Raw genomic sequence first — 23,042 nt, forward strand, 5'->3', positions numbered from 1 at the left:
CGTCATCCGAACCGTTTCGGTGCCGTATCGAGGCGAGCCGCCGCGTGGGATGCGTCGACCTTTACTTTTCGCTATTTCGAAAGTAATTTCGAATATATGGATTGACTATAGGAGTCGGTTTTTGAGGTGTCAAGAATGGGTCAGCCCGCGGAGAACGTCGTCAAAGGCGCGTCAGGCGCTTGTCCAGCAAGGCTTCGCGGCTTTCTCAGGCACACACCAGGGCTTTCCATGAGCAGTCAGCGCTGGCGCAACCCGGCGTTTGGCCTATACTGAATTTCGAAATAGCAAATTACTTTTCGAACATACGAAAATGAAACCAACCGATCGCGCACTGGGCATCTTCGAAGCATTCGAGGCGGAAGGGCGTCCGATGACGCTCAGCGAACTCGCCGAGGCGGCCGGTTTGCCTGTCAGCACGAGTCACGGCATCGTGCGCGTGCTGCTCGAACGCGGCTACCTGTACCTGACGAGCCGAAGAAAGGACCTCTTTCCAACGCGTCGCCTGTACGACATGGCCGCAAAAATCATCGCCAACGATCCCTACCTCGAACGCATCGAGCCGCAGCTTCAGACGCTGCGCGATGCGACGCAGGAAACCGTGATCGTCGGCAAGCGGCAGCACGACGAGATCGTCTATCTGAGCGTGCTCGAAGGGCCGCAGACGATCCGCTACAGCTCGGCGGCGGGCGCGTTGAAACCGCTGCATTCGACGTCGATCGGCAAGGCGATGCTGAGCCGTGTCGATGCCACCGAACTTCGCCGCTTCCTGGCGCAGGCCGCGCTGACGAGCGTCACCGACAACACCTTGACCTCCGCCGACGACCTGTTCGACGACATCGCGCAATCGCGTGAGAAGGGCTTTTTCGTGACGCGCGGCGAGAGCGTCAGCGACGTGTTCGCGATCGCGGTGCCCGTCGATGTGAATCGCGACGTGCTGGGCATTGCCGTCGCCGGGCCGCGCCATCGCATGGAAGATCAGATCGAGCGGATCGGCGCGGTGCTGCTCGAAGCGAAGCGTTCGATCGAAGCGGGCGGTCATTGATGAGCGGCGAAGTGTCGAGCGTGCTGACGAGCGTGCGCAGCGGCGTGCTGTACGTGACGATCAACCGTCCGGACAAGCGCAACGCGCTGAATCGCGCGACGCTCGATGCCTTGCGCGAAACCTTCGCTGAGACTGCGCATGCCGCAGCGTTACACGCCGTCGTGCTGTCGGCGGCGGGCGATCGCAGCTTCGCGGCGGGCGGCGATCTGCGCGAATTCGACGCGCTGCGCACGCAAGCCGACGCCGCCGCGCTATTCGACCACGCGGCCGCCGCGCTCGATGCGATCCGCGCGACGCCCGTGCCCGTGATCGCCGCATTGAACGGCACGGCGTTGGGCGGCGGCGCGGAACTGGCGATCGCGTGCGACTACCGCGTCGCGGCGGCGCACGCATGCATCGGCTTCGTGCAGGCGACGCTCGCCATCACCACAGGTTTCAGCGGCGGCAGCGATCTGTTCGCGCTGCTTGGCGCCGCGCGCGCGATGCGCGTGCTTGCCGATGCGCGTGTGCTCGAAGCAAACGAAGCGCTGACGCTCGGTCTACTCGACGACGTGTGCGCGCCAGGTCAACCGCTCGACGACTGTGTCGCGCAGTTCGTGAAGCCGTTCGTTGGCCGTCCGCCGCACGTGATTCGCGCGATGAAGCAGATTGCCGCCGCGCATCGCAGCGCGTTGTCGCAAGCCACGCGCGCTGCCGAGCGCGCGGCTTTCGTCGCGACCTGGACGGCGCCCGCGCACTGGGAGCAGGCGCAAAAGTTTCTCGACCGGCAGCGCACGTCGACGGCAAGCGGGTCAACAAGCTAGCCCGAGTCGCGCCGTTCAGCCACCGCAAGAAAGGAGCGTCACAGCATGAAGTCAAGCGCAGCCGAACTCGACGAAGCGATAGCGATGCCGCATCCCGACCGCACGCCGTCGGGACTGCAGGTGCCCGTCGTGGTCGGTCCCAGCGAAGCGAACGGCGCGGACAACGTCGGCGCGCCGGGCCAGTTTCCGTTCACGCGCGGCATCTTCGCGGACGGCTATCGCGGGCGTCTCTGGACGATGCGCCAGTATTCCGGCTTCGGCACGGCTGAGGAATCGAACGAACGCTACCGCTTTCTGCTGGAGCAGGGGCAGACGGGGCTTTCCGTCGCGCTCGATCTGCCGACGCAATGCGGCCTCGATCCTGACGATTCGATGGCGCGCTCGGAGATCGGCAAGGTCGGCGTCTCGCTGTCGAACCTGTCCGAGATGGAGTTGCTGTTTCAGGGCATCGACCTGAGCCGCATCTCGACATCGTTCACGATCAACGGCACGGCGGCGATGATCTACGCGATGTACGTCGCGTGCGCGGACAAGCAGGGCGTGCCGCGCGACAAGCTGACGGGCACCATCCAGAACGACATCCTCAAGGAGTACGTGGCGCGCGGCACGTGGATTTTCCCCGTGCGTCCGTCGATGCGCCTGATCGCCGATTCGATCCTGTACTCGAACGAAGTGTCGCCGCGTTTCAACCCGATTTCGATTGCGGGCGCGCACATGCGCGACGCGGGTTGCACGGCCGTCGAGGAAATGGCCTACACGCTCGCCAACGGGCTCGCTTATGTCGATACCGTCGTCGCGCGCGGCGGCGATGTCGCGAAGTTCGCGCGCCGTTTGAGCTTCTTTTTCTACGTGCATATGGACCTCTTCGAAGAGGTCGCGAAGTTTCGCGCGGGTCGCCGCGTGTGGGCGCGGCTCATCAGGGAGCGCTATGGCGTCGATGACGAGAAGGCACAGATGTTCCGCTTCGGCGTGGTGTGCGGCGGCTCGTCGCTGACGTCGGCGCAGCCGTACAACAACGTCGTTCGGGTCGCGATCGAAACATGCGCGGCCGTGATGGGCGGCGCGCAGTCGGTGTTCACCTGCGCGTACGACGAAGCGTTTCAGATTCCAACCGAGTTCTCCGCCGAGCTTGCGTTGCGCACGCAACAGATCATCGGCTACGAAAGCGGCATTGCGCGCACGGTCGATCCGCTCGGCGGCTCGTACTTCGTCGAGGAACTGACGGATCGCACGGAGGCGCGCATTCGCGAACTGATGAATGAAATCGACGCATACGGCGGCGCCGTGAAAGCGATCGAAGACGGCTGGCTGCAATTGCGCATCGCGAAGAGCGCGCTGCAGCGCAAGCGCGAAACGGATGACCAGGAGCGGCTCGTGGTTGGGCAGAACTGCTTCCGGCGTGAGAACCAGGTCGAGCAGCCGGGCGAACTGTTTCATCTGAATCCGCAGGCGAGCGCGACTGTCGTCGAACGTTTCGAGCGGCTGCGCGACACGCGCAATCAGATGGAAGCGCACAAGTCGCTCGACGCGCTGAGCGCGGCGGCCGCGCGCGAAGACGGCAACCTGATGCCGTATCTCGTCGACTGCTGTCATGCGTACGCGACCGTCGGCGAAATGGTGGCGCGGTTGAAGGAGCAATGGGGCGAATTCGAGGAGCCGGTCCATCTATGAACAGCACGAGCAGCAAGTCCGCCGATCCGTCCGTCGCTGCCGGCGCAACAGTCCGAAGCCCGCATGCGCCGCTCAAGGGCAAGCGCATTCTCGTCGCCAAGCCGGGACTCGACGGGCACGACATCGGCGCGAAAGTGATCGCGCTCGCGTTGCGCGATGCGGGCGCGAGCGTGATCTACACCGGCTTGCGCAAGAGCCCGGAGTACATCGCGCGGATTGCCGTCGATGAAGACGTCGATGCCGTCGGTCTGTCCATTCTCTCGGGCAGTCACAACGAACTCGTCGCGCGCACGGTCGAACTGCTCGCGGATCAGGGCGCGGGCGCGATTCCCGTGTTCGTCGGCGGCACGATTCCCGCCGACGATCGCGCGGCTTTCCTGAAGGCGGGCATACGCGGCGTATTCACCAGCGACATGCCGCTCGACGACGTGATCGACGCCGTCGCGAAGGTGCTGGGATGAACGCGCCCGGTTTCGCCGCGCCCGACGACACGCCGCATGGCCGCGCGTCGGGCGGACCGCTCGCGGGGATACGCGTGATCGAAATCGGCCACATGCTGATGGGCCCGTACTGCGGAATGCTGCTCGCCGATCTCGGCGCCGAGGTGATCAAGATCGAGCCTCCCGAAGGCGACATCGGGCGTTCGATCAGTCCGCACACGATCGGCCCGCACAACGCGTATTTCGCCAGCCTGAACCGCAACAAGCAGAGCGTCGTGCTGGATCTCGCAAGCGAAAGCGGCAAGCACGCGCTCGCAGCGATGGTGCGCGATGCGCACGCGCTCGTGACGAACCTGCGGCCGTCCGCGATCCGCAAGCTCGGCCTCACGTACGACCGGCTGCGCGAGCACAACGAGCGGATCGTCTGCGTCGCGCTGACGGGCTTCGGTCTCGACAGTCCGAATGCCGAATTGCCCGCCTACGACTACGTGATCCAGGCGCTCACGGGCATCATGCATCTGACGGGCGATCCCGATGGTCCGCCGACCAAGGCCGGCTTCTCGACCGTCGACAACTCGACGGGCATCATGGGCGCCGTCGGCCTGCTGGCGAAGATCGTCGAAGGGCGTGGCGGCCAGGTCGACATTGCGATGTTCGACGTGATGGTCTCGCAGCTCAACTACGTCGCAGGCGCCGCGCTCAACGGCGGCGAGCAGCCTTCGCGGCATGCGCTGTCGTCGCATCCCTATATCGTGCCGGCGCAACTGTTCCGCACGCGCGACGACTGGCTGATGCTGTTCATCACGCACGACAACTTCTGGCGCATCTTCGCGCAACGCGTCGGGCATCCCGAGTGGATCACGCAGACGGGCTTCGCGACGATGGCGGAACGGCGCGCGCATCGCGACGCGGTAATCGGTGCGCTGTCCGAGATGTTCGCGGGCGAGACCACGCAGCATTGGCTCGATGCGCTGGCTTCGTCGGGCGTCGTGGTGTCGCGGCTCGCGTCGATTGCCGAGGCGCTCGAGAGCGCGCAGGCGCAGGCGCGCGGGCTCGTCGTGGAGATCGAATCGGAAGCGGGGCCGCTGAAGGTGGTGGGCAACCCGATTCATATCGACGGCGTTCACACGCGGTATGGCTTGCCGCCGCTGCTGGGCGAACACACGTCGGCGTGGTGCGGCGAGGTGTCGACATGAGCGGCGCAGCGGATGCCACTGCCGGCGTCGCGCGCCGTCAGTTGGCGCGCGATCTGTCGAAGCTCGCGCGCGCGAGCGTCGCCGAGTCGTTGCATCTGTTGCGGGACAACTGCGTCAGGCCCGCGCGCCGCATCGGCTTCACGGGGCCGCCGGGCGCGGGCAAGAGCACATTGATCGGCCGCCTGGCGAAGGCGCGCGCGGCGCGCGGCGAATCCATCGCAATCATCGCCATCGACCCGAGCAGTCCCACGACCTCGGGCGCGCTGCTCGGCGACCGCGTGAGGATGGATGCCGTGCTCGCCGACACGGACGTCTTCATTCGTTCGCTGCCGAGCGGCTGGTCCGCCGACGGTCTCTCGGACAATCTGGCCGACGTGCTCGCTGCCGTCGAAGCCGATGGTTTCGCGGAAATCCTGCTCGAAACGGTCGGGGTGGGGCAAGTGGAAAACGGCGCGCGCGCACTCGTCGACACGCTGGTGCTGACGATGGGCCCGCACTCGGGCGACCAGATCCAGGCGATGAAAGCAGGCGTGCTGGAGACGGCCGACATCGTCGTCGTCAACAAATGCGATTTGCCGGGCGCCGAGCGCGTCGCGCAGGACATCGGCAACGTGCTCGAACGCAATCGCGCGAACGGGCGGCGCGTGGCGCCCGTCGTGTTGACGCGGGCGAACGATGAAGCATCGATTGCGCAACTCTCCGCCGAGATCGACGCGCACACGGCATGGCGTGCCGCGCATGTGGACGCAGCGCACGCCGACGAGTTGCGCAAGCGCTTTCACGTGCGCAGTCTGCTGACGCGCCGCGTGGCCGAACTCATCGATACCTTGCCTGCCGACGCGCGCACGGCATCGGTTGCCGAGCTGTATGCGTGCATCGCGAAGCAGATAGGCGGTTCGGGATGACGCCAGCGTAGCGACACATCATCCCGCACAACGACAAACCAGGATGGAAGGAGACGCGGATGAAACAACTTCGTTTTTTGATGACGACGCTGGTAGCGGCTGTCGCGTGCACATTCGCCGCGTTGCCCGCCGCGCAGGCCGACGACACGATCACGCTGAAGATGGCGCATCAATGGCCTGATGATCCGAACGACTACGTCGTGCAGACAGGCAAGAAGTTTGCGCAGGAAGTGATGCAGCGCTCGGGTGGCAAGATCCATATCGACATCTTTCCCGCCGAGTCGCTGGTGAAGGCGCTCAACATGCATACGGCGCTACGCAGCGGCAGTGTCGATCTGGCGATCTACCCGTACATCTACGCAGCGGGTGCGGTGTCGCAGATGAACCTGATCCTGTTGCCCGGCCTCTGGAAGACACCCGACGACGTCTATCGCTTCCGTACCTCGGCGCCGTGGCGAGAACTCGAAACGAAGCTCGAAGCGTACGGCTTCAAGACCTTGTGCTGGATACAGATATCGGGCGGCATGGCATCGAAGGGAAAACCCGTCAACATACCCGCCGATCTCGAGAAAACCAAGGTACGCGGCGCGGGCAAGATGATGGAAGCGGCGTTGCAGAGCGCGGGCGCGAGCACGGTATCGATGGCGTCGTCGGAAACCTATAACGCGATGCAACTCGGTCTGCTCGACGGGTTGTGGACCTCGTCGGGCACCTTCGGCTCGTACCGTCTCTACGAAGTGGCCAAGTACTACGACTCGCCCGAGCAGTACAGCATCTACTACACGATCGAGCCGATCGCGATCAGCATGAAGACCTGGAACAAGCTGACGCCGGCGCAACAGAAGATCATGACGGACGTCGGGCAAAGCCTCGAACAAAGTGCGTTCGAAGGCGCGAAGGCCGACGACCGCCGCGTCGCGCAACTCTTTGCCAGCCATGGCGTGCAAATCCACAAGATGACGCTCGACGAATGGACGCAGTGGCAGAAGCTGTTCCAGCAGGTCAGCTTCACGAAGTTCCGCAACGAAGTGCCAGACGGCGCGCGGCTGCTCGATCAGAGCGTCGCGCTCTACAAGTAGGAGAACGGCATGCGCGGGCCGCTCGATCGTGTGGTGCATCTGCTCGATGTCTTTTTCAAGGGCGTCGCGCTGTCGGCGGGCGTCGCGGCGATCGCGACAGTCGCGGTGATTTCGTACGGCGTGCTGGCCCGCGAGGCATTGCATCTGTCAGATGTGTGGGTGACGGAGGTCACGACCTATCTGATGGCGTACATGACCTTCGTCGGCACGGCGGCGCTCGCGTGGCAGTCGCGTCACCTGAAGATCGACGTGCTTGGTCATCATCTGGGCGAAGGCGGCAGGCGCGTGCTCGCGGCGTTCTCGACGCTCGTGATGTCGGTTGTTGCCGTCGTGATCGCGGTGCTGGCCGTGCAGTTCTGGTGGGACGCGTACACGAGCGGCGAGCGTTCGTGGGGCATGTTCTCGTTGCCGCTGTGGATTCCGTATCTGTGTCTCGTCGCCGGCGCGCTGCTGCTGTCGCTCGTGCAACTGGTGCGGCTCGCGACCATCGTCTTCGCGCGCCGCGAACTCGCGCACGATCTGTCCGTCGACGAACTCGCGCTCGGGAGAGACAAGTGACCCAGCTATTCATCGGCGCCGGGATGTTCGGCGGCCTGCTCGCGGTATTGTCGTTCGGCGTGCCGATCGCGTTCGCGCTGCTGTTCGTCGCGCTGGTCTCGCTGTTCGTCACGGGCGGCGGCTGGGACGCGCTGAACCTGATTCCGAGCACGTACTGGGGCTCGGTCGCGACGTTCACGCTGACCTCCGTGCCGATGTTCATGTTCATGGGCGCGATCGTGTCGGCGTCGGGCATGGGCGCGCGACTGTACAGCGCGCTCGCGACGATCCTCGATGGCGTGCCGGGCGGTCTCGCCGTCGCGACCACGCTGGCGTGCGGCGTGATGGCGGCCGTATCGGGATCGAGCGTGGCGACGGCGGCGGCGATCGGCGGGTTCGCGGTGTCGGAGATGCGCCGGCATGGTCTGCCAGCCGGGCAGGCGTGCGGCTCGGTCGCGGCGGGCGGGACGCTGGGCATTCTGCTGCCGCCGAGCATTCCTCTCATCGTCTATAGCGTGATTGCCGAGCAGTCGATCGGCCGCCTGTTCGTCGCGACGCTCGTGCCGGGCGCGATCATGGCGACAGCCTTTGCGCTCTATCAGATGGCGCTCGCGCTGCGGCGCAAATCGCGCGGCGAAGCGCGCAGGCGTCCGCTCGCGCCGCTTCGCGCGCGCATCGTCGCGTTGAAGGATATCGGCCCGTTCGCGCTGCTGATCCTGATCATCCTCGGTTCGCTGTACCGCGGACTCGCGACGCCGCAGGAGGCGGCATCGCTGGGCATCATCGCGAGCCTGATTCTCGCGGGCGTCGTGTATCGCGAACTGAGCTGGCGCAAGTTTCACGAGATTCTCGTGAGCGCGGCACAGAGCAGCGTGATGATACTCGCCGTGATTTCATCCGCGATCGTGTTCGGCTATGTGATGACGACGAGCCAGGTCGCGTCGTCGCTCACGCAGGCCGTGGCGGGCGCGCACGTCGCGCCGTGGGTGCTGTTCGTCAGCATCAATCTGTTGCTGATTTTTCTCGGCTGCTTCATGGAGACCATCGCGATCATCGTCGTGACGATGCCCGTGCTCGTGCCCGTGGTGCAGGCGTATCACTGGAACCTGATCTGGTTCGGCGTCGTCGTGGTCATCAATATGGAAATGGCGCTGATCCATCCCCCCGTCGGGCTCAATCTGTTCGTCGTGCAAAGCGTGGCGCCGGACGTGCCGCTACGACGTATCGTGCTCGGCACGCTGCCGTATGTGTTCATCATGGCCGGCGTACTGGCGCTGATCGGCGTCTTTCCACGACTGACAAGCCTGCTGTAACGCGTATTCCTGGGGCCGCCAGAAAAGTGTACCGGCCCTGAATGTTGATGTTGCGGTGCGACAAAAACCAGCCTATAACCATCCATATGGATGGTGAGAGGATGGAAAAATGAAGAAGCCCACAGCACTCGAGCCGGTTCGTCCCAAAGGCGGCGAGTCGGAAAAAATCACGATCAACCTCGGCCCCGTCGATCTCGGGCAGATCGATCTGCTGGTCGAGGAAGGCTTTTATTCGAACCGGACCGACCTGATCCGGACAGCCATTCGCAACCAGCTTGCTCTTCATGCGCAGGTCGTGCAGGAAACAGTGACGCGCCGTGCGCTCGTGCTCGGACTGCAGCACTTTTCGCGGCAGGATCTCGAGGCGGTTCGCGCTGCGCGCCAGCGCCTCACCATTCAGGTGCTGGGACTCGCCAGCATCGCGACCGACGTCACGCCCGAGCTTGCGCTCGCCACCATCGAAAGCGTCACGGTGCTCGGCGCCTTTCACGCTTCGCCTGCCGTCAAGACGGCGCTCGCTGACAGAATCCACTGATCAGGCGATGCAATACCCACTTCCGCTAACCGGACACATACGATGAAATTCGACGAAGGTTTCATGCATTCAATGCAGGAAGCGATGACCTTGCTGCGTACCCGCGGTCCCGCCGAAGCGACGGAAGCCATACAACGCGCACTGCGAGGCGGCGCTGTTGATGGCGTGCGCGACACGGCGCAAGAGCCGGTGATTTTTCCGTTCGCCGGGACCATAGCGAAGGATGTCACGCCGCATACGGCACGAGGGCACAGCCCTGATGTCGAAGACCGCGGGCACTTCAGCACGCATGCGTATTCGAACGCGGCGGGCTCGCGGCAGTATCGGCTGTATGTGCCAGCGGGCGCAGTCGGCGAGCCGCTGCCGTTGATCGTGATGCTGCACGGCTGCACGCAAAACGCCGACGACTTTGCCGCAGGTACGCAGATGAACGCGCTTGCCGAGCAGCATCGATGCCTGGTCGCGTACCCGGTGCAGCCGCAACAGGCCAATCCGTCGAAGTGCTGGAACTGGTTCAAACCCAACGATCAGCATCGTGAGAATGGCGAGCCGTCATTGATCGCAGGCATCACGCGCGACATCATCGCGGCCCACAACGTCGATCCGTCGCGCGTGTACGTTGCGGGCCTGTCTGCGGGCGGCGCGATGGCAGCGATCATGGTCGCCACCTACCCTGACCTGTACGCGGCAGCGGGCGTGCATTCCGGTCTGCCCGCGGGCTGCGCGCACGATTTGCCGTCTGCGCTCGCGGCCATGAAAGGCGGCAAACGCCGCGGCGCGACAGCGCACGGGAAGCAGGCCAACGACGCGCCCAAGCGACCCATGATCGTCTTTCATGGCGACGCGGACGCCACGGTTCACGTCACGAACGCCACGCAGTTAGTGCAGGGCTTCGAAGCGCGGCATGACGGCGGTGAACGGCGTCATGCCGATGCGGGCCGGCGTAGCTGTACCGTCTCGAAGCTTGTTTCCCCCGATGGGAACGAGGCGGAACTGTGGACCATTCATGGCGCGCCGCATGCGTGGTCGGGCGGTAATGCCCGCGGCAGTTATACGGACCCGAGCGGCCCGGACGCGAGTGCCGAGATGCTGCGATTCTTTCTTGAGCATCCCAGGCGGGGATGAGGCGCGTGGCTTCTCTGCCGCACGCAACGCCGTAACGACAAACGCCGCTCTTCGTACGAAGAGCGGCGTTTGTCTTTTTTGAGTACTTCCAGCCTCTGCTTAACTCGACTGCTTTGCCGACGATTGTGCTTTCGACACAGCGCCAGCCTGTACGAGGCGTGCGTCTTCCTGCGTCACCGCGCCGACGAATTTCCAGCCGTCCGGCAACTTCACGAACGTGTAGCCCGTGGGCGTATCGACGAACACGGTGTACACGGGCGAGTCAGCCTTCGCCTCGGAAACCGCTTGCGCATGCGACACCATCGGCGCGGCCAGCAGCATGGCAGCGAAAAGGGAAGAGGTAATCAGCTTCATTAGACAATCCTTGAGATGTTTGAACCGCTCGACCATCGAACCTGACCGATGGTCACGCTATTTCTGTGACGACCATTACATATATTGAAGCATACGGGCGTGCGTGCGTCCATAATTTTGTTATGATCGACATAGAATTCAGTTTTCGCGGGTTTGCGACAATCGCATGCCCGGAGGGAGGGGACATGGAGCCAGCCCGTTGCGGCGAAACCAAAGGGCGCGGCAGGCCGAGAGCATTCGAACGCGACGTGGCGCTCAGGCGCGCCATGGACCTTTTCTGGGAAAAGGGCTTCGATATGTGCTCGATGGCGGATCTCGTCGATGCAATGGGCGTCAACTCGCCGAGCATCTACGCGGCGTTCGGCAACAAGGAAAGCCTGTATCGCGAGGCGATCGAGCTTTACGTGCGCGCTGAGGGCGGCGCGGCGTTGAGGAACTTCGAATCGCGCGCGACGTTGCGCGAAAGCCTCGAAGCGATGTTCGACGCGAGCATCGAGCTTTTCACGAGCGGACAACGTTCTCGTGGATGCATGATTTTTCTCGGCGGCGCGGGGATAGGCGCGGAGCACGTCGAGTTGCGAGACTTTCTTCAGGCGTTGCGGCTCAGGATGGCGCGTACCGTAGAGAAGCGCTTGAAGAAAGCCGTCGAACAGGGCGAACTCGCGCGCGACGCAGACCACGCGGCGCTTGCTACCTTGTGCATGTCCGTTTTCTCCGGCTTGTCCGTCCAGGCCGCCGACGGTGCCAGCAAACGCAAGCTGCACGCCGGGGTTGCGCAGTTGCTGGCGGTGATTCCGTTTCGCGCTGCTGCGTAGTGGGTAAAGCCATCGTGTCGTCGAACGATATCCCGCTGGCTCGCGCACGTTCCGTTTCGTCCTTCAGAAGAGGCGTTCGCGCCAATGTCAGCGCTAACCGGCTGTGCCGCTATTGGAAATTGTCGTGCAGGTAATCGCGCACGGCCGTCAGTATTTCATCGGAGAGCGGATCGCCTCGCACCGCACGCGCAAGTGTGGCCGCTCCCACCAGCATCGAAAGACGGGCGATGGCGCGCTGACGCGCTCTCTTTGACGGGCGCGGACCCGCAAACGACGCGAGCCGGCTGAACATCGCCTTGAGACCTTGCACGTAGGCTCCGCGCACCGGCTTGGTCGCGTCTTCGCGGGCCACGTCAGCGGCGAGACCGATGGCGGGGCAGCCACCGCCAGGCTCGTCGCGCTGCTTCGCGCTGAGATAGTGCTTCGCGAGCGCGTCGACGAAGGCCTGTTCGTCCGCATCTTCCTTGACCAGCGCTCTCCAGCGCACCACGGATTCGCCGAACGCACGCTCGCACGCCACGGCCGCGAGTTCGTCCTTCGATTCGAAATGACCGTAGAACCCGCCATGCGTGAGCCCCGCGCTCGCCATGATGTCGGTCACCGACACGCCGTTCAGCCCGCGCTCCTTGAAGAGTCGCGCGGACGCCGCCTCGATCAGCAGGCGGTTCCTGTCGGTTTGTTCCTTCGATACACGAGGCATCCGGGCCCTCCGTGGTGAGTGCGGCGCGATTCGACCCTGCGCTTATTGTGCGTATTGTGCTTCGCCGTTACCGAACGACCAGTTCTCTTTCGGCACTTCGACGAGACTGATGAACAGGTCTTCGCGTCGCAGTCCGACGCGCGCGTGAAGACCTTCGCTCAGCGCTTGATAGAAGGCTTTTTTGAGTGTGATATCGCGGCCTGCATTCAATGTCAGCTGCACGATGATGCACTGAGGCGAGCGCTCGATGCCGAGATAGGTCGGATCGGCAATGAAGTTGCCGGACTTGTGCTCGTTGATCACCATGAACCGGTCATTGACGGGCACGTTCATCGTGGTGGTCATCGCCTTGTAGACCTCGTCGGCGACGGCGCTGCGATAGTCGGCGGATTGGCCTTCTGCGAGATCGATGCGTACGAGTGGCATGTTAATTTCCTCGATTTGAACGTCGATGCCGGCGCGCGGCATCAGTTTGTGCACAAGAAAAGCCCGAATACCGGATTCGGGGACATGCCGATAATAAATGATGGTCATCATTTATGCAATAGATGATGACTGTCATGTATTGGATGGAAGCCACGTGGCCGGTGCGAGGCTTTTGATCGCCCTTCGAGCCGCAGCTACTTTTGCGTCATCGAGTCCACGACCTCCTGGGTCGAAACGACGGCATGCGCAAGAAACGCATAGTTGATCATCGCTGCCTTATAGCCGTCGCCCCAGGTCGGATGACGCGGCCCCGCCGTCGCGTCGGAGACGACGGACACTTCGAAACCCTGCTCGATCAGGTCGCGCAGGTGAGACTCGACGCACATATTGGCCAGCATCCCGCCCAGCACGACTCTTTGCACGTGATGCTTTCGAAGTTGCAACGTCAGGTCATTTGTCTGCGGTCCGAATACCTTGTGCGGGCTCACCACGATCGTCTCGCCGTCTTCGATAAACGGCTTGAACTCATCCAGCCAGTCGGCCCCCGATTTCTCGAATCCGCTCAGGTTCAGCGCACCCGATCGTGCGAACGTGCCTGTCGCAAACTCGTCGGCCTCCAGTGGGCCGTTGAATTTCCATGCGCGGTCGGTTGGATAGAAATAGTGTGGGGAGATGAACACGCTGAACTTCGCTGCTTTGGCTGCCTTGAAGATTTTCAGCATGTTTTCGACCGTTCGGTTTTCCGTCACGCTTGCACCGACGGCGCCCCAGTTTTTTCCCGTCGGGCTCAATACGTCGTTCTGTGGATCGATAAACACAACTGCGGTATCAGCGGGGTCGTAGCTCATGGTCGAACTCCAGTGAGGTGGATGGCGGGACGCGGGCATTGCTGTACCAATGTAGGCGATCAGAGTCGACCCTGCACGCTTACGGACCTGTCATGAATGAAAGGACATCGTCCGGCTATCTACATGTTTGCGGCGCTCTTGCCGAAGTCATGCGCGACTTGGCAACCAGAACTGGCACGGCTGTGCTCGCCGCTGGATTTCCTCTGAGGACGGGTCTATAACTGGAGGAAAAGAAAAGGCGCGTCCCTAAACATGTGCCCCTGTCACCTCTTCAGAGGATGCCTCCAATAACAAAGAACTCACGCTGTTATTCGCACGTGCCGCTATTAAGTGTCTGTTGCGGCATAGTGCTTGAGGCGGTGCATTTCGAGCTTCGCCGGAACAGGCTTCCTTTTCTGCGATTGGCAACCGAAAGTCTGGCGTTCCTTCAAATCAATGTATTTCGATTCGTTATCCTCAATGGATGAACTCGAATTGCATTATCGACAAAGGTGCAGAAATGAGAGTTTATTTTGCTTCATTATTGGTGGCTTCTGCATTGTCCGCGGTCACGGGTTTTGCGTATGCACAGACAACATGGCAACAGCCGTCCGGTAGCGCCGATCCACAAATGGCGCCGGCAGCGTCGATGTCCCAACCACAAATGGCACAGCCCGCCAGTTCGATGAATCGCTATGAGTACGATTCGGTCGGTCCTCAGCCAGGTGGATCAAGTGGAAGCGGGCGAGGGAGAAATGGCGGGCCGTGTGTCATCGGCTTGTCTTGCGATATTTACCAGGGCAGTTGAGTTCGCAGCGATGGAATCCCATCGGACGGATTCCATGGCGTTGGACCTCACGCGGCGCGTCGGATCTGCATGACTAAACGGCGCGCCGCTCAACGAGCTTGTCACTCTTGCGCCCACGCCGCCGCGCTGCTGATCGCAAAGTCCCGATACGACCGCGGTTGCCGGCCCAGCAGCGACGCCAGGCGTGCGACCTGCGCAGGTGTCGCAACAGCGCCATCCTGTTGATACCGTTGCATCATCAAACGCATGTCGTAGGCGAGCCACGCTGGCGAGACCGATTTCAGACGTGCTTCGAGCGCAACGAGATCGTCACCGCCATAAGAAATGGGGCGTTGCAACGCTTCGCTCCAGGTTGCGCTCACCCAATCGGCGTTCACCGCGTCCGGTCCGACGAGTTCGTATGTTTCGCCCGGCTGCGGTTCGCCAGCCCGTTCGCGGCGCAGCAGTTCGCGCGCGGCTGCCTCGCCGATATCGCGTACATCTACCATCGAAATGCCCTTCGCGCCGATCGGCATGCCATAGACACCATGCTTCAGCAGCGCTTCTTTTTGCCGCTCATCGTTCTGGATGAAATAGGCGGGTCGCAGAACGGTGGCGGGCAAGTCGAACTGGTCGATCATTCTTTCCGCAGCAAACTTGCTCGTGAAGTGGGGCACATCGGTGTAGTGCTCGCCCTTGAACACCGAGAGATAAACGATGCCCTTCACACCCGCCTCGCGTGCGATGCTCAGCGCCTGTAACGCCTGAGTCTGCTCGTCCGCCGCGTTGGGCGCGAGCAGGAACAGCGTGGTGACGTCCTTCAGCGCATCGCGCAAGCCGTCGATGTCGGACAGGTCGCCCTTGACGGCCGCGACGCCTGCCGGAAGTTGCGCGCTCTCCGGTTTGCGGGTCAGCGCGCGAATTTCGGCGCCGCTGTCTTTGAGATGGTCGAGCACCTGTGTCCCGACCACGCCGGTGCTGCCTGTCACGAGAATAGCCATATTCGATCTCCCTAAAGTGAAGTGGGTTGGGCATTGACGGCCCATGCAGTTACGATAGACGTTCAGTTAATGAGCCGAAAGACCGATCGACGAGACGCCTCGTCTCATTCATGGAACGATCATGGATCTCACTGCACTTGCCGATTTCAACGCCGTCGCGCAACACGGCGGCTTTGCCGCTGCGGCCAGGAAGCTCGACCGGCCGAAAGCGACGCTGTCGCGCCGGGTGGCCGAACTCGAGCAGAGTCTCGGCGTGCGGCTCATCGAGCGAGGTGCGCGAACGCTGCGGCTGACCGACGAGGGGCGCATGCTGAACGAGCAAACACGCGGCCTGCTCGCGGAAATAGCCGAAGCAGGCGAGACGATCGCTTCGCGCGCGTCCGCGCCGCGCGGCCGTCTGCGTGTCAGCGCGCCGATCGTGTACGCGCATGTCGCGTTGCCGCGCGTGGCCTCGCGTTTTGCTCGCGCGTATCCGCAGGTCGAACTCGAAATCGTGGCCGAGGATCGGATGACGGATCCTGTCGAGGACGGCTATGACCTCGTTATTCGCGTGAATCCCAATGCGGACGAGTTGCTCGTGGGGCGCCGCGTCACTACGGATCGACGCGTGCTGTGCGCGGCTCCGGATTCAGCCATTGCTCGCGAATGCCTCGACGATGTGCGTCGCGGGCTGACATCGCCATTACCGGCCGTCGTGCTTTCGTCTTCATCCGATCAGACCTGGCAGATTCAGGCAAAGGACAAGAAGCTGTATCCGGTGACACCGAGGCCCGTTTTGAGGCTTTCCTCGCTGCTGATGGTACGTGAGGCGACGCTGGAAGGCACGGGCGCCGCGCTCTTGCCGGGACTGCTGGTACAGGCCGATATCGCGGATGGAAAACTGATGCCGTTGGGTCTCGACGCGGGGCCACCCGTCGAAATCTGGGCGCTATACAGTTCGCGGCGCTTCCTGAGTGCGAAGGTGCGCGCATTCATCGACATGCTGGACCAGGCTGAGGCCACGGGCGCTTAGCATGAAGGCTCTGCCGGACGTGAGGGCAGTGCATCGCGTCGTCTTGCCGTTCCTGTTAAGGCATGGAATAGCAACGCACCGAACTTTCGCTATCGCACCATCACACTATCGCGCCACCGCTATGGTCCATACTCGCGCCTGCGATCGACGACTGCCCGATTGTCATTGTTAACCCGGCCCTCTCTTTCATGCGTCCATTCAACGGCTTTCTCGTTCTCGTTGGTACCCTGCTCACGGCGGCAGGATACGGCGGGACCTTTCTTCTTTCGATGCGCTTCCGGTCCATCGGCGGCACGGACGTCGACACCGGGCTGACGCTCGTGGCTGCGATGGTGGGTACCTTTGTCGGGGTTCCGCTTGTTGGCTGGCTTTCGCATCACCGCATCGGCGCGGCGCGCATGGCCGCGCTTGCGGCGTTATGCGTGGGCATGGGCGTCGCGGGTTTCGCCTTGATCGAGCGTGTTGGCCTGCTCGATGCGATTCCAGCGTTTCTCGTGGGCCTGGGCTGGGGCGCGTTCTATCTCGCGGCGCCGATGTCGCTCGCCGAGCGAACCAATGATGCAGATCGGGGTTACTGGTTTCTGCGCTTTGGCACGTTCCAGATGGCGGGAATCGGCGGCTGCCCCGCGCTGGCGGGCGTCGCCATACATTCGTTGCACTGGTCGCTCAGCAGCGTGCTCTACACGGTCAGCGGCCTTTGTGTGGTCGCGTCGGTGATACTGGAAATGTTCGCCCGGCTGTCGCCTCTTTTGTCCGCGCCGCCGGTGCAGGAGCAATGGTGGCGTGGTATCGGCGCCATTGTGCGCACGCGTGCGATGTACCCGATCATCATGGTCGCGCTGGGCGCCTGCGTCTTCTCAGGCTTGATGACGTTTCAGATGTCGCTGGTGCAGGGAACGCATGCGCAAGCAACGACCTTCTTCAGCCTGTACGCGATAACCGTCGTGACCGTACGCTGGGCTTTCGCCCGACTGGTCATCAATCTGCGCCGCGAAACGGCAACGAAGGTGCTGCTCGTCATGATGGTGCTGGGCATCGCGGCGATGTTCGCGGTGCCTTACCATGTGTCGGCTCATCCTGCCGCCGCTGTTCTGCTTGCCACGGGGTACGGGCTTGCCTATCCGGTGATCCAGACTCAGGCGGTCAACGATTCCGCCGCCGCCCATCGTCGCGTCGCGCTGACAGGGTTCGTTGCGGCGTACTTCATCGGAGTCTTTGGTTTTCCGTCTGTGGGCGGGTGGGTACTGGTGCACGCCGGCAAGGGCGCGCTGCTGTCACTGATCGCGCTATGCGGCCTGACGGCGCTCATGCTCGCATTCCTCGCGGACCGGGGGCGTGTCGAGGCGCTTCCGGCAAAAGCGTAGCAACCGGCTGGCTCGAGCAGGGCGCAACTGGCTTCGTCTGCCGCCGTCGCGCTGGGTGCAACATCGGACGTTCTGTGTTTGAAACGGCAGCGGGCACGAAACCAACCGTGCCCGCGCCAACGCAACGCCTTACTTCGCCACGGGCATCGTGAACTCGGCACCGGTGGCGATGCTGTCCGGCCAGCGCTGCATCACGCTCTTGTAGTGCGTGTAGAAGCGCACAGCCTCTTCGCCATAGGCGTGATGATCGCCGAACAGCGACCGCTTCCAGCCTCCGAACGAATGCCACGCCGGCGGTACCGGACTCGGGATGTTGATGCCCACCATGCCAATCTGAATCTGCCGCGAGAACAGGCGTGCCGCGGCGCCATCGGATGTGAACAACGATACGCAGTTCCCCAGTTCGTGCGCGTTGACGAGCTTGATCGCACTCGCAAGATCGGGCACGCGGACGACCGACAGCACCGGCCCGAAAATCTCTTCGCGATAGATGCTCATATCCGGCTTCACATCATCGAACAGCGAGCCGCCAAGAAAAAAGCCCTCTTCATGGCCTGCCACGGTATGGCCGCGGCCATCGACCACGAGTTTCGCGCCTGCTGCAACGCCCGCTTCGATATAGCCTGTTACCTTGCTGCGATGCGCGGCGCTGATGAGCGGCCCCATGTCGAGATCGGGCTCCATGCCGCCGCCGATCCTGAGCGAACGCACGCGCGGCGCGAGACGCTCGATCAGTTCATCGCCGATACTACCTACCGCCACCGCGACGGACGTTGCCATGCAGCGCTCGCCGGCCGAACCATAGGCCGATGAGATCAGCGCATCGACGGCCTGATCGAGATTGGCATCGGGCATCACGACCAGATGGTTTTTCGCGCTGCCGAGTGCCTGCACGCGCTTGCCGCGCTTTGCGCTTTCGCTGTAGATGTATTCAGCGACGGGTGTCGAGCCGACGACAGACATCGCGGCCACATCGGGATGCGCGATCAACGCATCGACGACGGACTTGTCGCCATGCACGACATTGAATACGCCTTTGGGAAAGCCCGCCTCGATGAACAACTCGGCAAGCCGTATCGATGCCGACGGCGTGCGCTCTGAAGGCTTGAGAATGAAGGTATTGCCGCACGCGGCGGCCATTACGAACATCCAGCACGGCACCACCATCGGGAAATTGAACGGCGTGACGCCAGCGGCCACGCCAATCGGCTGACGCAGATTCCAGTTGTCGATGCCGCCGCTGATCGAATCAGTGAAGTCTGTCTTGAGCAACTGCGGAATGCCACAGGCGAATTCGACGATTTCGATGCCGCGCACCACTTCGCCCTTTGCGTCCGAGAACAGTTTGCCGTGGTCGCGCGTAATGAGTTCGGCGAGTTCGTCCGAATGCGCTTCGAGCAGTTCCTTGAACTTGAACATCAAACGGGCGCGCTTGAGCGGCGCGGTTTCGCTCCATGCCGGGAAGGCGGCTTTCGCAGCGGCGACGGCGGCCTCGACTTCAGCCGAGCTTGCGACGGGCACACGGGCCGTCATTCGCCCTTGTGCGGGATCGAATACGTCGCCAAACCGCCGGCCCGCACCCGCCGCGCGCTTACCATCGATGAAATGACTCAACTCGCGCACAGCGCTTTTATCTGCTTCGCTCATTACATGCTCCTGTCCAGGGCTGCAGACGTTGTCCGTGCCACGCTGCCCTATGTTGTCGAACGTGGGTTGTTCGGCCTTTACGCCCCGTACCGACCGATCCAATAGACACAATGTAGGTGGACGAACACGGAGATCGAACATCCGCGCCGGACAAACAGTCTTGCGCGGAAGGAACAAATGACAGCGAGTGGGAGGGTCTGGACGGCTGCACTGAGCAGCGAACTTTGGCGCGTTGAAGCCGCTAAAAGAAGAGGGCAGGTTTGATGTGCCGGGCGTGCTTCGAGGTCGACTGCGCCTTATCGGACAAGGCGCGTCGTAGTCACGTGAAGGGTTTTATGCCTCGGGAAATTGAAGCCGCTACGACCTGATGTACTCGAACATCTGATCGAATGAGTGGCCGTTGTCGCAGCGCGAAGTGTGCGTCAGGCTCTTTTTTGCTGGCTCAAAATCCGCCCAGTTTGGCCAGAAACGCGCCGCGCCGATGTATCGTCGATCATCGTCAGAAATGACTTTTCCACACGTCAGCGCCAACCAAGACCCGGCGCGACATGCGTGAGAATCGATTCGATGACGTGCGCGCAGTACTCGACACCCAACTGGTTGGGCACAGTGAGTAGCAGCGTATCGGCGGCTGCGATGGCTTCGTCTTTTGCCAGTTCCTCGATGAGCACATCGGGTTCCGCGGCGTAATTCCGGCCAAAGATCTTCTGGATATCGTCGTCGAGAAAGCCGACCGTGTCGTTGCTCTGCGTGCCTCGGCCGAAATACATGCGGTCCCGTTGATTCATGAGCGCGAAGATACTCCGGCTCACCGACACGCGCGGTTCTCGCGTATGCCCGGCCGCTTTCCACGCATCGCGGTAAGCCTGAATCTGCTCGGCTTGCTGGATATGAAGCGGACGACCCGTTTCGTCGTTCTTCAATGTCGAGGTCTGCAGATTCATCCACATCGTCGCGGCCCAAACGGCCGTTGCGTTGGAGCCCGAACCCCACCAGATGCGCTCGCGAAGACCTGCGGAATACGGCTCGACGCGTAGAAGTCCCGGCGGGTTGGCGAACATGGGGCGCGGATTCGGCTGTGCAAAGCCCTTGCCTTGCAGCACTTCATAAAACACTTCTGTGTGACGGCGCGCGAGATCGGCGTGCGTCTCGCCTTCCTCTGGCGTGTACCCGAAATAGCGCCAGCCGTCGATAACCTGCTCACCCGAGCCTCGGCTGATGCCGAGTTGCAACCGTCCGCCCGCGATCAGATCGGCGGCGCCTGCATCTTCTGCCATATAGAGCGGATTCTCGTAGCGCATGTCGATGACACCCGTGCCAATTTCGATCGTGCGCGTCTTTGCGCCGATCGCCGCGAGAAGCGGGAAAGGCGAGGCAAGCTGTTGAGCGAAATGATGGACGCGGAAGAAGGCACCATCCGCGCCGAGTTCTTCGGCGGCGACAGCGAGGTCGATGGATTGCAGAAGAACATCGGCTGCCGATCGAGCCTGCGAGCCTGGAGAATTGGCCCAGTGGCCAAACGAGAGAAAGCCAATCCTTTTCATAGCTGTAGATTCGGTTTGCGGGTGTCCGCGACCTCTGCCGCGGGACAGGAAAGCTGTAACACTACCGCATCGATCTGCAACGCGCCGGCACGCGTTATTTCAGATGGCCGGCGCTTACGTTCCGGTGGCCTGTTCAGGCCGCGAGCGAGGCGTTCTGCGGGAACAGCGCGCGACGGGTCTCTTCATCGAACTCGGCCTTGAACGTGAGTCGGTCTTTCAGCGCCAGCGCACGGACAGCCGCCGGACGCGCCGCGATCTCGTCGACCAGGCGCTTGACATGCGGATAGTCGCCAAGTCCCTTCTCACCGAAGATATAGCCGGCAAAATTCGCCCAGCCCCACAGCGCGATGTCGGCGATCGAGTAAGTGTCGCCGGCCAGATACTTCGAGGTTCCGAGCCGCTCATCGAGAACGCGATAGTGACGCTCGACTTCTTTCAGATAACGGTTGCGCGCATACGGCAACGGTTCCGGTGCATGGTGCAGGAAGTGCACGGCCTGACCCGAAAACGGCGACAGCCCGGTCGCGACGAACTGGAGCCACGAGAGCATCGCTGCGTGCTCGGACGGCGCGGACGGAACGAACTTCCCATGCTTTGCGCCGAGGTACAGAAGAATCGCGTGCGAATCGAACACGGTCACGCCGTCATCGACGATGGCCGGCACCTTGCCGTTCGGATTGATCTTCCGGTACGCCGGCGCGTGTTGCTCTCCCTTGAAGGTGTCGACAGAGGACAGCTCGAATGGCGTATCAAGCTCTTCGAGCAGCAGCGCCACCTTGAGGGGATTGGGCGAAGGGTGGAAGTAAAACTGAAGCATGGGGTTTCCTTGATGAGGACTTGAGTGGATTGCAGCGAATGCGCAGCCTGATGGCTCCGTATATTGCAAGCGGCCTTCCGTATATGAGCGGGAAGGCACGTGCGTTTGAGCCCGTCTCCAGATCGCGTAGTCACATGCTGAACTCAAGCGCCCCATTTGCCGTGCGGCCTGTCCGATGAATACGTTCGATGAAATCGAACGTGTTTTTCTGCGGGGCAATGTGTGAACACCCAGCCTGTCACGCGCGACGATACGACGCGGCAGGTCAGCGACGCTCCCATTCCCGAATTCTGACAAATACCTTACACTGTCGTCAGAACTCCCCGACAGAGTGGCGCAATCCAGTCCGCCGTGGGGTTCCCATATAAGGGTCTGAGGAGGCGAGATGCACTTCTATCACCACGGTGTAGCCATTCAGCCGTCGGTCGCACGAAGCGGCAATACCTTTGTCGCCCGGGTCGCGATTCTCGAAGAGGATGGCGAAGCGACGTCGCTTGGCGATCTGGGCCACTTCGCGAACCGGCAATCGGCCTTTGCGTTTGCCGTGCGCTGCGGCACGGCATTCGCGGACAACGAACCGATGCCGTTACCGCCTTGCGATATCCGGTCAAAGAAAGCCGGTTCCAACCACGACGCGACGACCGATCTTCTTTGAGATTCAACCGTTTTGTCTTTAACGATCAGCACGCTTCGAAGCCGGAAAAATACGGCTTTCCTGCACGAAGCGTCACGCCAGAATCGCAAAACAGGAGGCGCTATCCATGATTCACTCGGAAGTCCACAAGTTTCCCTACACGCGAGCGAGCGGCATGCAGCGCACCTACGACGTGACGATCAACCTCGTCCGGCGCGATTCGGGTGTATTCGCCTATCGGTCGTGGGTGCACCACGCGGGGAGATTCAAGGGCAACGGTCTCGACTTTCCGCTCGTTTCCCGGACCACGGATCGCGCAATCACCGAGGCGCGCGCCCGTGTCGAAGAACACATTGAACACCTGCTCGGGGTAACGGAATGATCCAGCACTGAAGGCAGTGCTGCACCTTTCGTGAAGGGGCGCTGAAGTTTTTATGCGCCCCTCTTTTTCTTCAGAACGTAACGCAA

The 23,042-nt window shown here is 62.2% G+C and carries 24 protein-coding genes; 16 read left to right on the top strand and 8 right to left on the bottom strand.

The window, feature by feature from the left end; genetic code table 11:
- Nucleotides 1–310 precede the first annotated feature (310 nt).
- The 11 genes from PPGU16_RS31940 to PPGU16_RS31990 all read left to right on the top strand — a co-directional run bounded on the left by PPGU16_RS31940 (nucleotide 311) and on the right by PPGU16_RS31990 (nucleotide 10,646).
- Nucleotides 311–1,042: an IclR family transcriptional regulator gene (locus PPGU16_RS31940; RefSeq protein ID WP_180726714.1), complete on the top strand. Its 732-nt coding sequence runs from the start codon at nucleotides 311–313 to the stop codon at nucleotides 1,040–1,042.
- Nucleotides 1,042–1,845 carry an enoyl-CoA hydratase/isomerase family protein gene (locus PPGU16_RS31945; RefSeq protein ID WP_180726715.1) on the top strand — a complete coding sequence of 268 codons (804 nt, stop codon included), beginning with the start codon at nucleotides 1,042–1,044 and terminating at the stop codon, nucleotides 1,843–1,845. The genes PPGU16_RS31940 and PPGU16_RS31945 overlap by 1 nt, the downstream gene beginning before the upstream one ends.
- Before the next feature lie 45 nt (nucleotides 1,846–1,890).
- A complete protein-coding gene (locus PPGU16_RS31950; protein WP_180726716.1) occupies nucleotides 1,891–3,516 on the top strand; it encodes an acyl-CoA mutase large subunit family protein in 1,626 nt (541 codons plus the stop codon).
- On the top strand, nucleotides 3,513–3,977 hold the full coding sequence (locus PPGU16_RS31955) for a cobalamin B12-binding domain-containing protein (RefSeq protein ID WP_180726717.1): 465 nt from the start codon (nucleotides 3,513–3,515) through the stop codon (nucleotides 3,975–3,977). Before PPGU16_RS31950 ends, PPGU16_RS31955 begins: the two co-directional genes overlap by 4 nt.
- The gene (locus PPGU16_RS31960; RefSeq protein ID WP_180726718.1) at nucleotides 3,974–5,152 is read left to right on the top strand and encodes a CaiB/BaiF CoA transferase family protein; all 1,179 of its coding nucleotides are present in this window, start codon (nucleotides 3,974–3,976) and stop codon (nucleotides 5,150–5,152) included. Before PPGU16_RS31955 ends, PPGU16_RS31960 begins: the two co-directional genes overlap by 4 nt.
- Nucleotides 5,149–6,057: a GTP-binding protein gene (locus PPGU16_RS31965; protein WP_180726719.1), complete on the top strand. Its 909-nt coding sequence runs from the start codon at nucleotides 5,149–5,151 to the stop codon at nucleotides 6,055–6,057. Before PPGU16_RS31960 ends, PPGU16_RS31965 begins: the two co-directional genes overlap by 4 nt.
- 59 nt (nucleotides 6,058–6,116) lie before the next feature.
- On the top strand, nucleotides 6,117–7,136 hold the full coding sequence (locus PPGU16_RS31970) for a TRAP transporter substrate-binding protein (RefSeq protein ID WP_180726720.1): 1,020 nt from the start codon (nucleotides 6,117–6,119) through the stop codon (nucleotides 7,134–7,136).
- A gap of 9 nt (nucleotides 7,137–7,145) precedes the next feature.
- Nucleotides 7,146–7,694 (top strand): TRAP transporter small permease, encoded by a 549-nt coding sequence (locus tag PPGU16_RS31975; RefSeq protein WP_180726721.1) that lies wholly within the window; start codon nucleotides 7,146–7,148, stop codon nucleotides 7,692–7,694.
- On the top strand, nucleotides 7,691–8,986 hold the full coding sequence (locus tag PPGU16_RS31980; RefSeq protein WP_180726722.1) for a TRAP transporter large permease: 1,296 nt from the start codon (nucleotides 7,691–7,693) through the stop codon (nucleotides 8,984–8,986). Before PPGU16_RS31975 ends, PPGU16_RS31980 begins: the two co-directional genes overlap by 4 nt.
- 109 nt (nucleotides 8,987–9,095) lie before the next feature.
- Nucleotides 9,096–9,521, top strand: coding sequence for a CopG family transcriptional regulator (locus PPGU16_RS31985; RefSeq protein ID WP_180726723.1), 426 nt, complete (start codon nucleotides 9,096–9,098; stop codon nucleotides 9,519–9,521).
- A 42-nt stretch (nucleotides 9,522–9,563) separates the two neighbouring features.
- Nucleotides 9,564–10,646, top strand: coding sequence for an extracellular catalytic domain type 1 short-chain-length polyhydroxyalkanoate depolymerase (locus PPGU16_RS31990; protein ID WP_180726724.1), 1,083 nt, complete (start codon nucleotides 9,564–9,566; stop codon nucleotides 10,644–10,646).
- A 99-nt stretch (nucleotides 10,647–10,745) separates the two neighbouring features.
- Here PPGU16_RS31990 and PPGU16_RS31995 read toward each other — a convergent pair whose 3' ends face one another.
- Nucleotides 10,746–11,000: a hypothetical protein gene (locus PPGU16_RS31995; RefSeq protein ID WP_180726725.1), complete on the bottom strand. Its 255-nt coding sequence runs from the start codon at nucleotides 10,998–11,000 to the stop codon at nucleotides 10,746–10,748.
- Nucleotides 11,001–11,185: 185 nt separating this feature from the next.
- Between PPGU16_RS31995 and PPGU16_RS32000 the strand changes: the two genes are divergently transcribed.
- The gene (locus tag PPGU16_RS32000; RefSeq protein ID WP_180726726.1) at nucleotides 11,186–11,815 is read left to right on the top strand and encodes a TetR/AcrR family transcriptional regulator; all 630 of its coding nucleotides are present in this window, start codon (nucleotides 11,186–11,188) and stop codon (nucleotides 11,813–11,815) included.
- A gap of 109 nt (nucleotides 11,816–11,924) precedes the next feature.
- On the opposite strand, the gene PPGU16_RS32005 is transcribed toward PPGU16_RS32000, so the two are convergent.
- The 4 genes from PPGU16_RS32005 to PPGU16_RS32020 form a co-directional block, all read right to left on the bottom strand.
- On the bottom strand, nucleotides 11,925–12,515 hold the full coding sequence (locus PPGU16_RS32005; RefSeq protein ID WP_180726727.1) for a TetR/AcrR family transcriptional regulator: 591 nt from the start codon (nucleotides 12,513–12,515) through the stop codon (nucleotides 11,925–11,927).
- 42 nt (nucleotides 12,516–12,557) lie between these two features.
- A complete protein-coding gene (locus tag PPGU16_RS32010; protein WP_180726728.1) occupies nucleotides 12,558–12,941 on the bottom strand; it encodes a tautomerase family protein in 384 nt (127 codons plus the stop codon).
- 194 nt (nucleotides 12,942–13,135) lie between these two features.
- On the bottom strand, nucleotides 13,136–13,789 hold the full coding sequence (locus tag PPGU16_RS32015; RefSeq protein WP_180726729.1) for a cysteine hydrolase family protein: 654 nt from the start codon (nucleotides 13,787–13,789) through the stop codon (nucleotides 13,136–13,138).
- Nucleotides 13,790–14,677: 888 nt separating this feature from the next.
- Nucleotides 14,678–15,556 carry an SDR family oxidoreductase gene (locus PPGU16_RS32020; protein ID WP_180726730.1) on the bottom strand — a complete coding sequence of 293 codons (879 nt, stop codon included), beginning with the start codon at nucleotides 15,554–15,556 and terminating at the stop codon, nucleotides 14,678–14,680.
- 121 nt (nucleotides 15,557–15,677) lie between these two features.
- On the opposite strand from PPGU16_RS32020, the gene PPGU16_RS32025 reads away from it, so the two are divergent.
- Both PPGU16_RS32025 and PPGU16_RS32030 read left to right on the top strand, forming a co-directional pair.
- Complete coding sequence (locus PPGU16_RS32025; RefSeq protein ID WP_180726731.1) at nucleotides 15,678–16,568, top strand: LysR family transcriptional regulator; 891 nt, start codon at nucleotides 15,678–15,680, stop codon at nucleotides 16,566–16,568.
- 188 nt (nucleotides 16,569–16,756) lie between these two features.
- On the top strand, nucleotides 16,757–17,932 hold the full coding sequence (locus PPGU16_RS32030) for an MFS transporter (protein WP_180726732.1): 1,176 nt from the start codon (nucleotides 16,757–16,759) through the stop codon (nucleotides 17,930–17,932).
- A 129-nt stretch (nucleotides 17,933–18,061) separates the two neighbouring features.
- Here the strand turns inward: PPGU16_RS32030 and PPGU16_RS32035 are convergent, their stop codons facing one another.
- From PPGU16_RS32035 to PPGU16_RS32045, 3 genes are all read right to left on the bottom strand, one after another.
- Nucleotides 18,062–19,579: a CoA-acylating methylmalonate-semialdehyde dehydrogenase gene (locus tag PPGU16_RS32035; protein ID WP_180726733.1), complete on the bottom strand. Its 1,518-nt coding sequence runs from the start codon at nucleotides 19,577–19,579 to the stop codon at nucleotides 18,062–18,064.
- Nucleotides 19,580–20,100: 521 nt separating this feature from the next.
- A complete protein-coding gene (locus tag PPGU16_RS32040) occupies nucleotides 20,101–21,123 on the bottom strand; it encodes an LLM class flavin-dependent oxidoreductase (protein WP_180726734.1) in 1,023 nt (340 codons plus the stop codon).
- 133 nt (nucleotides 21,124–21,256) lie between these two features.
- On the bottom strand, nucleotides 21,257–21,940 hold the full coding sequence (locus PPGU16_RS32045; protein ID WP_180726735.1) for a glutathione S-transferase family protein: 684 nt from the start codon (nucleotides 21,938–21,940) through the stop codon (nucleotides 21,257–21,259).
- Between the two features lie 385 nt (nucleotides 21,941–22,325).
- Between PPGU16_RS32045 and PPGU16_RS32050 the strand changes: the two genes are divergently transcribed.
- Together PPGU16_RS32050 and PPGU16_RS32055 are read left to right on the top strand one after the other, a co-directional pair.
- Nucleotides 22,326–22,595 carry a hypothetical protein gene (locus PPGU16_RS32050; RefSeq protein WP_180726736.1) on the top strand — a complete coding sequence of 90 codons (270 nt, stop codon included), beginning with the start codon at nucleotides 22,326–22,328 and terminating at the stop codon, nucleotides 22,593–22,595.
- Between the two features lie 106 nt (nucleotides 22,596–22,701).
- Complete coding sequence (locus PPGU16_RS32055) at nucleotides 22,702–22,956, top strand: hypothetical protein (RefSeq protein WP_180726737.1); 255 nt, start codon at nucleotides 22,702–22,704, stop codon at nucleotides 22,954–22,956.
- Nucleotides 22,957–23,042 lie beyond the last annotated feature (86 nt).

This window comes from Paraburkholderia largidicola (genome assembly GCF_013426895.1).
Lineage (GTDB): Bacteria > Pseudomonadota > Gammaproteobacteria > Burkholderiales > Burkholderiaceae > Paraburkholderia > Paraburkholderia largidicola.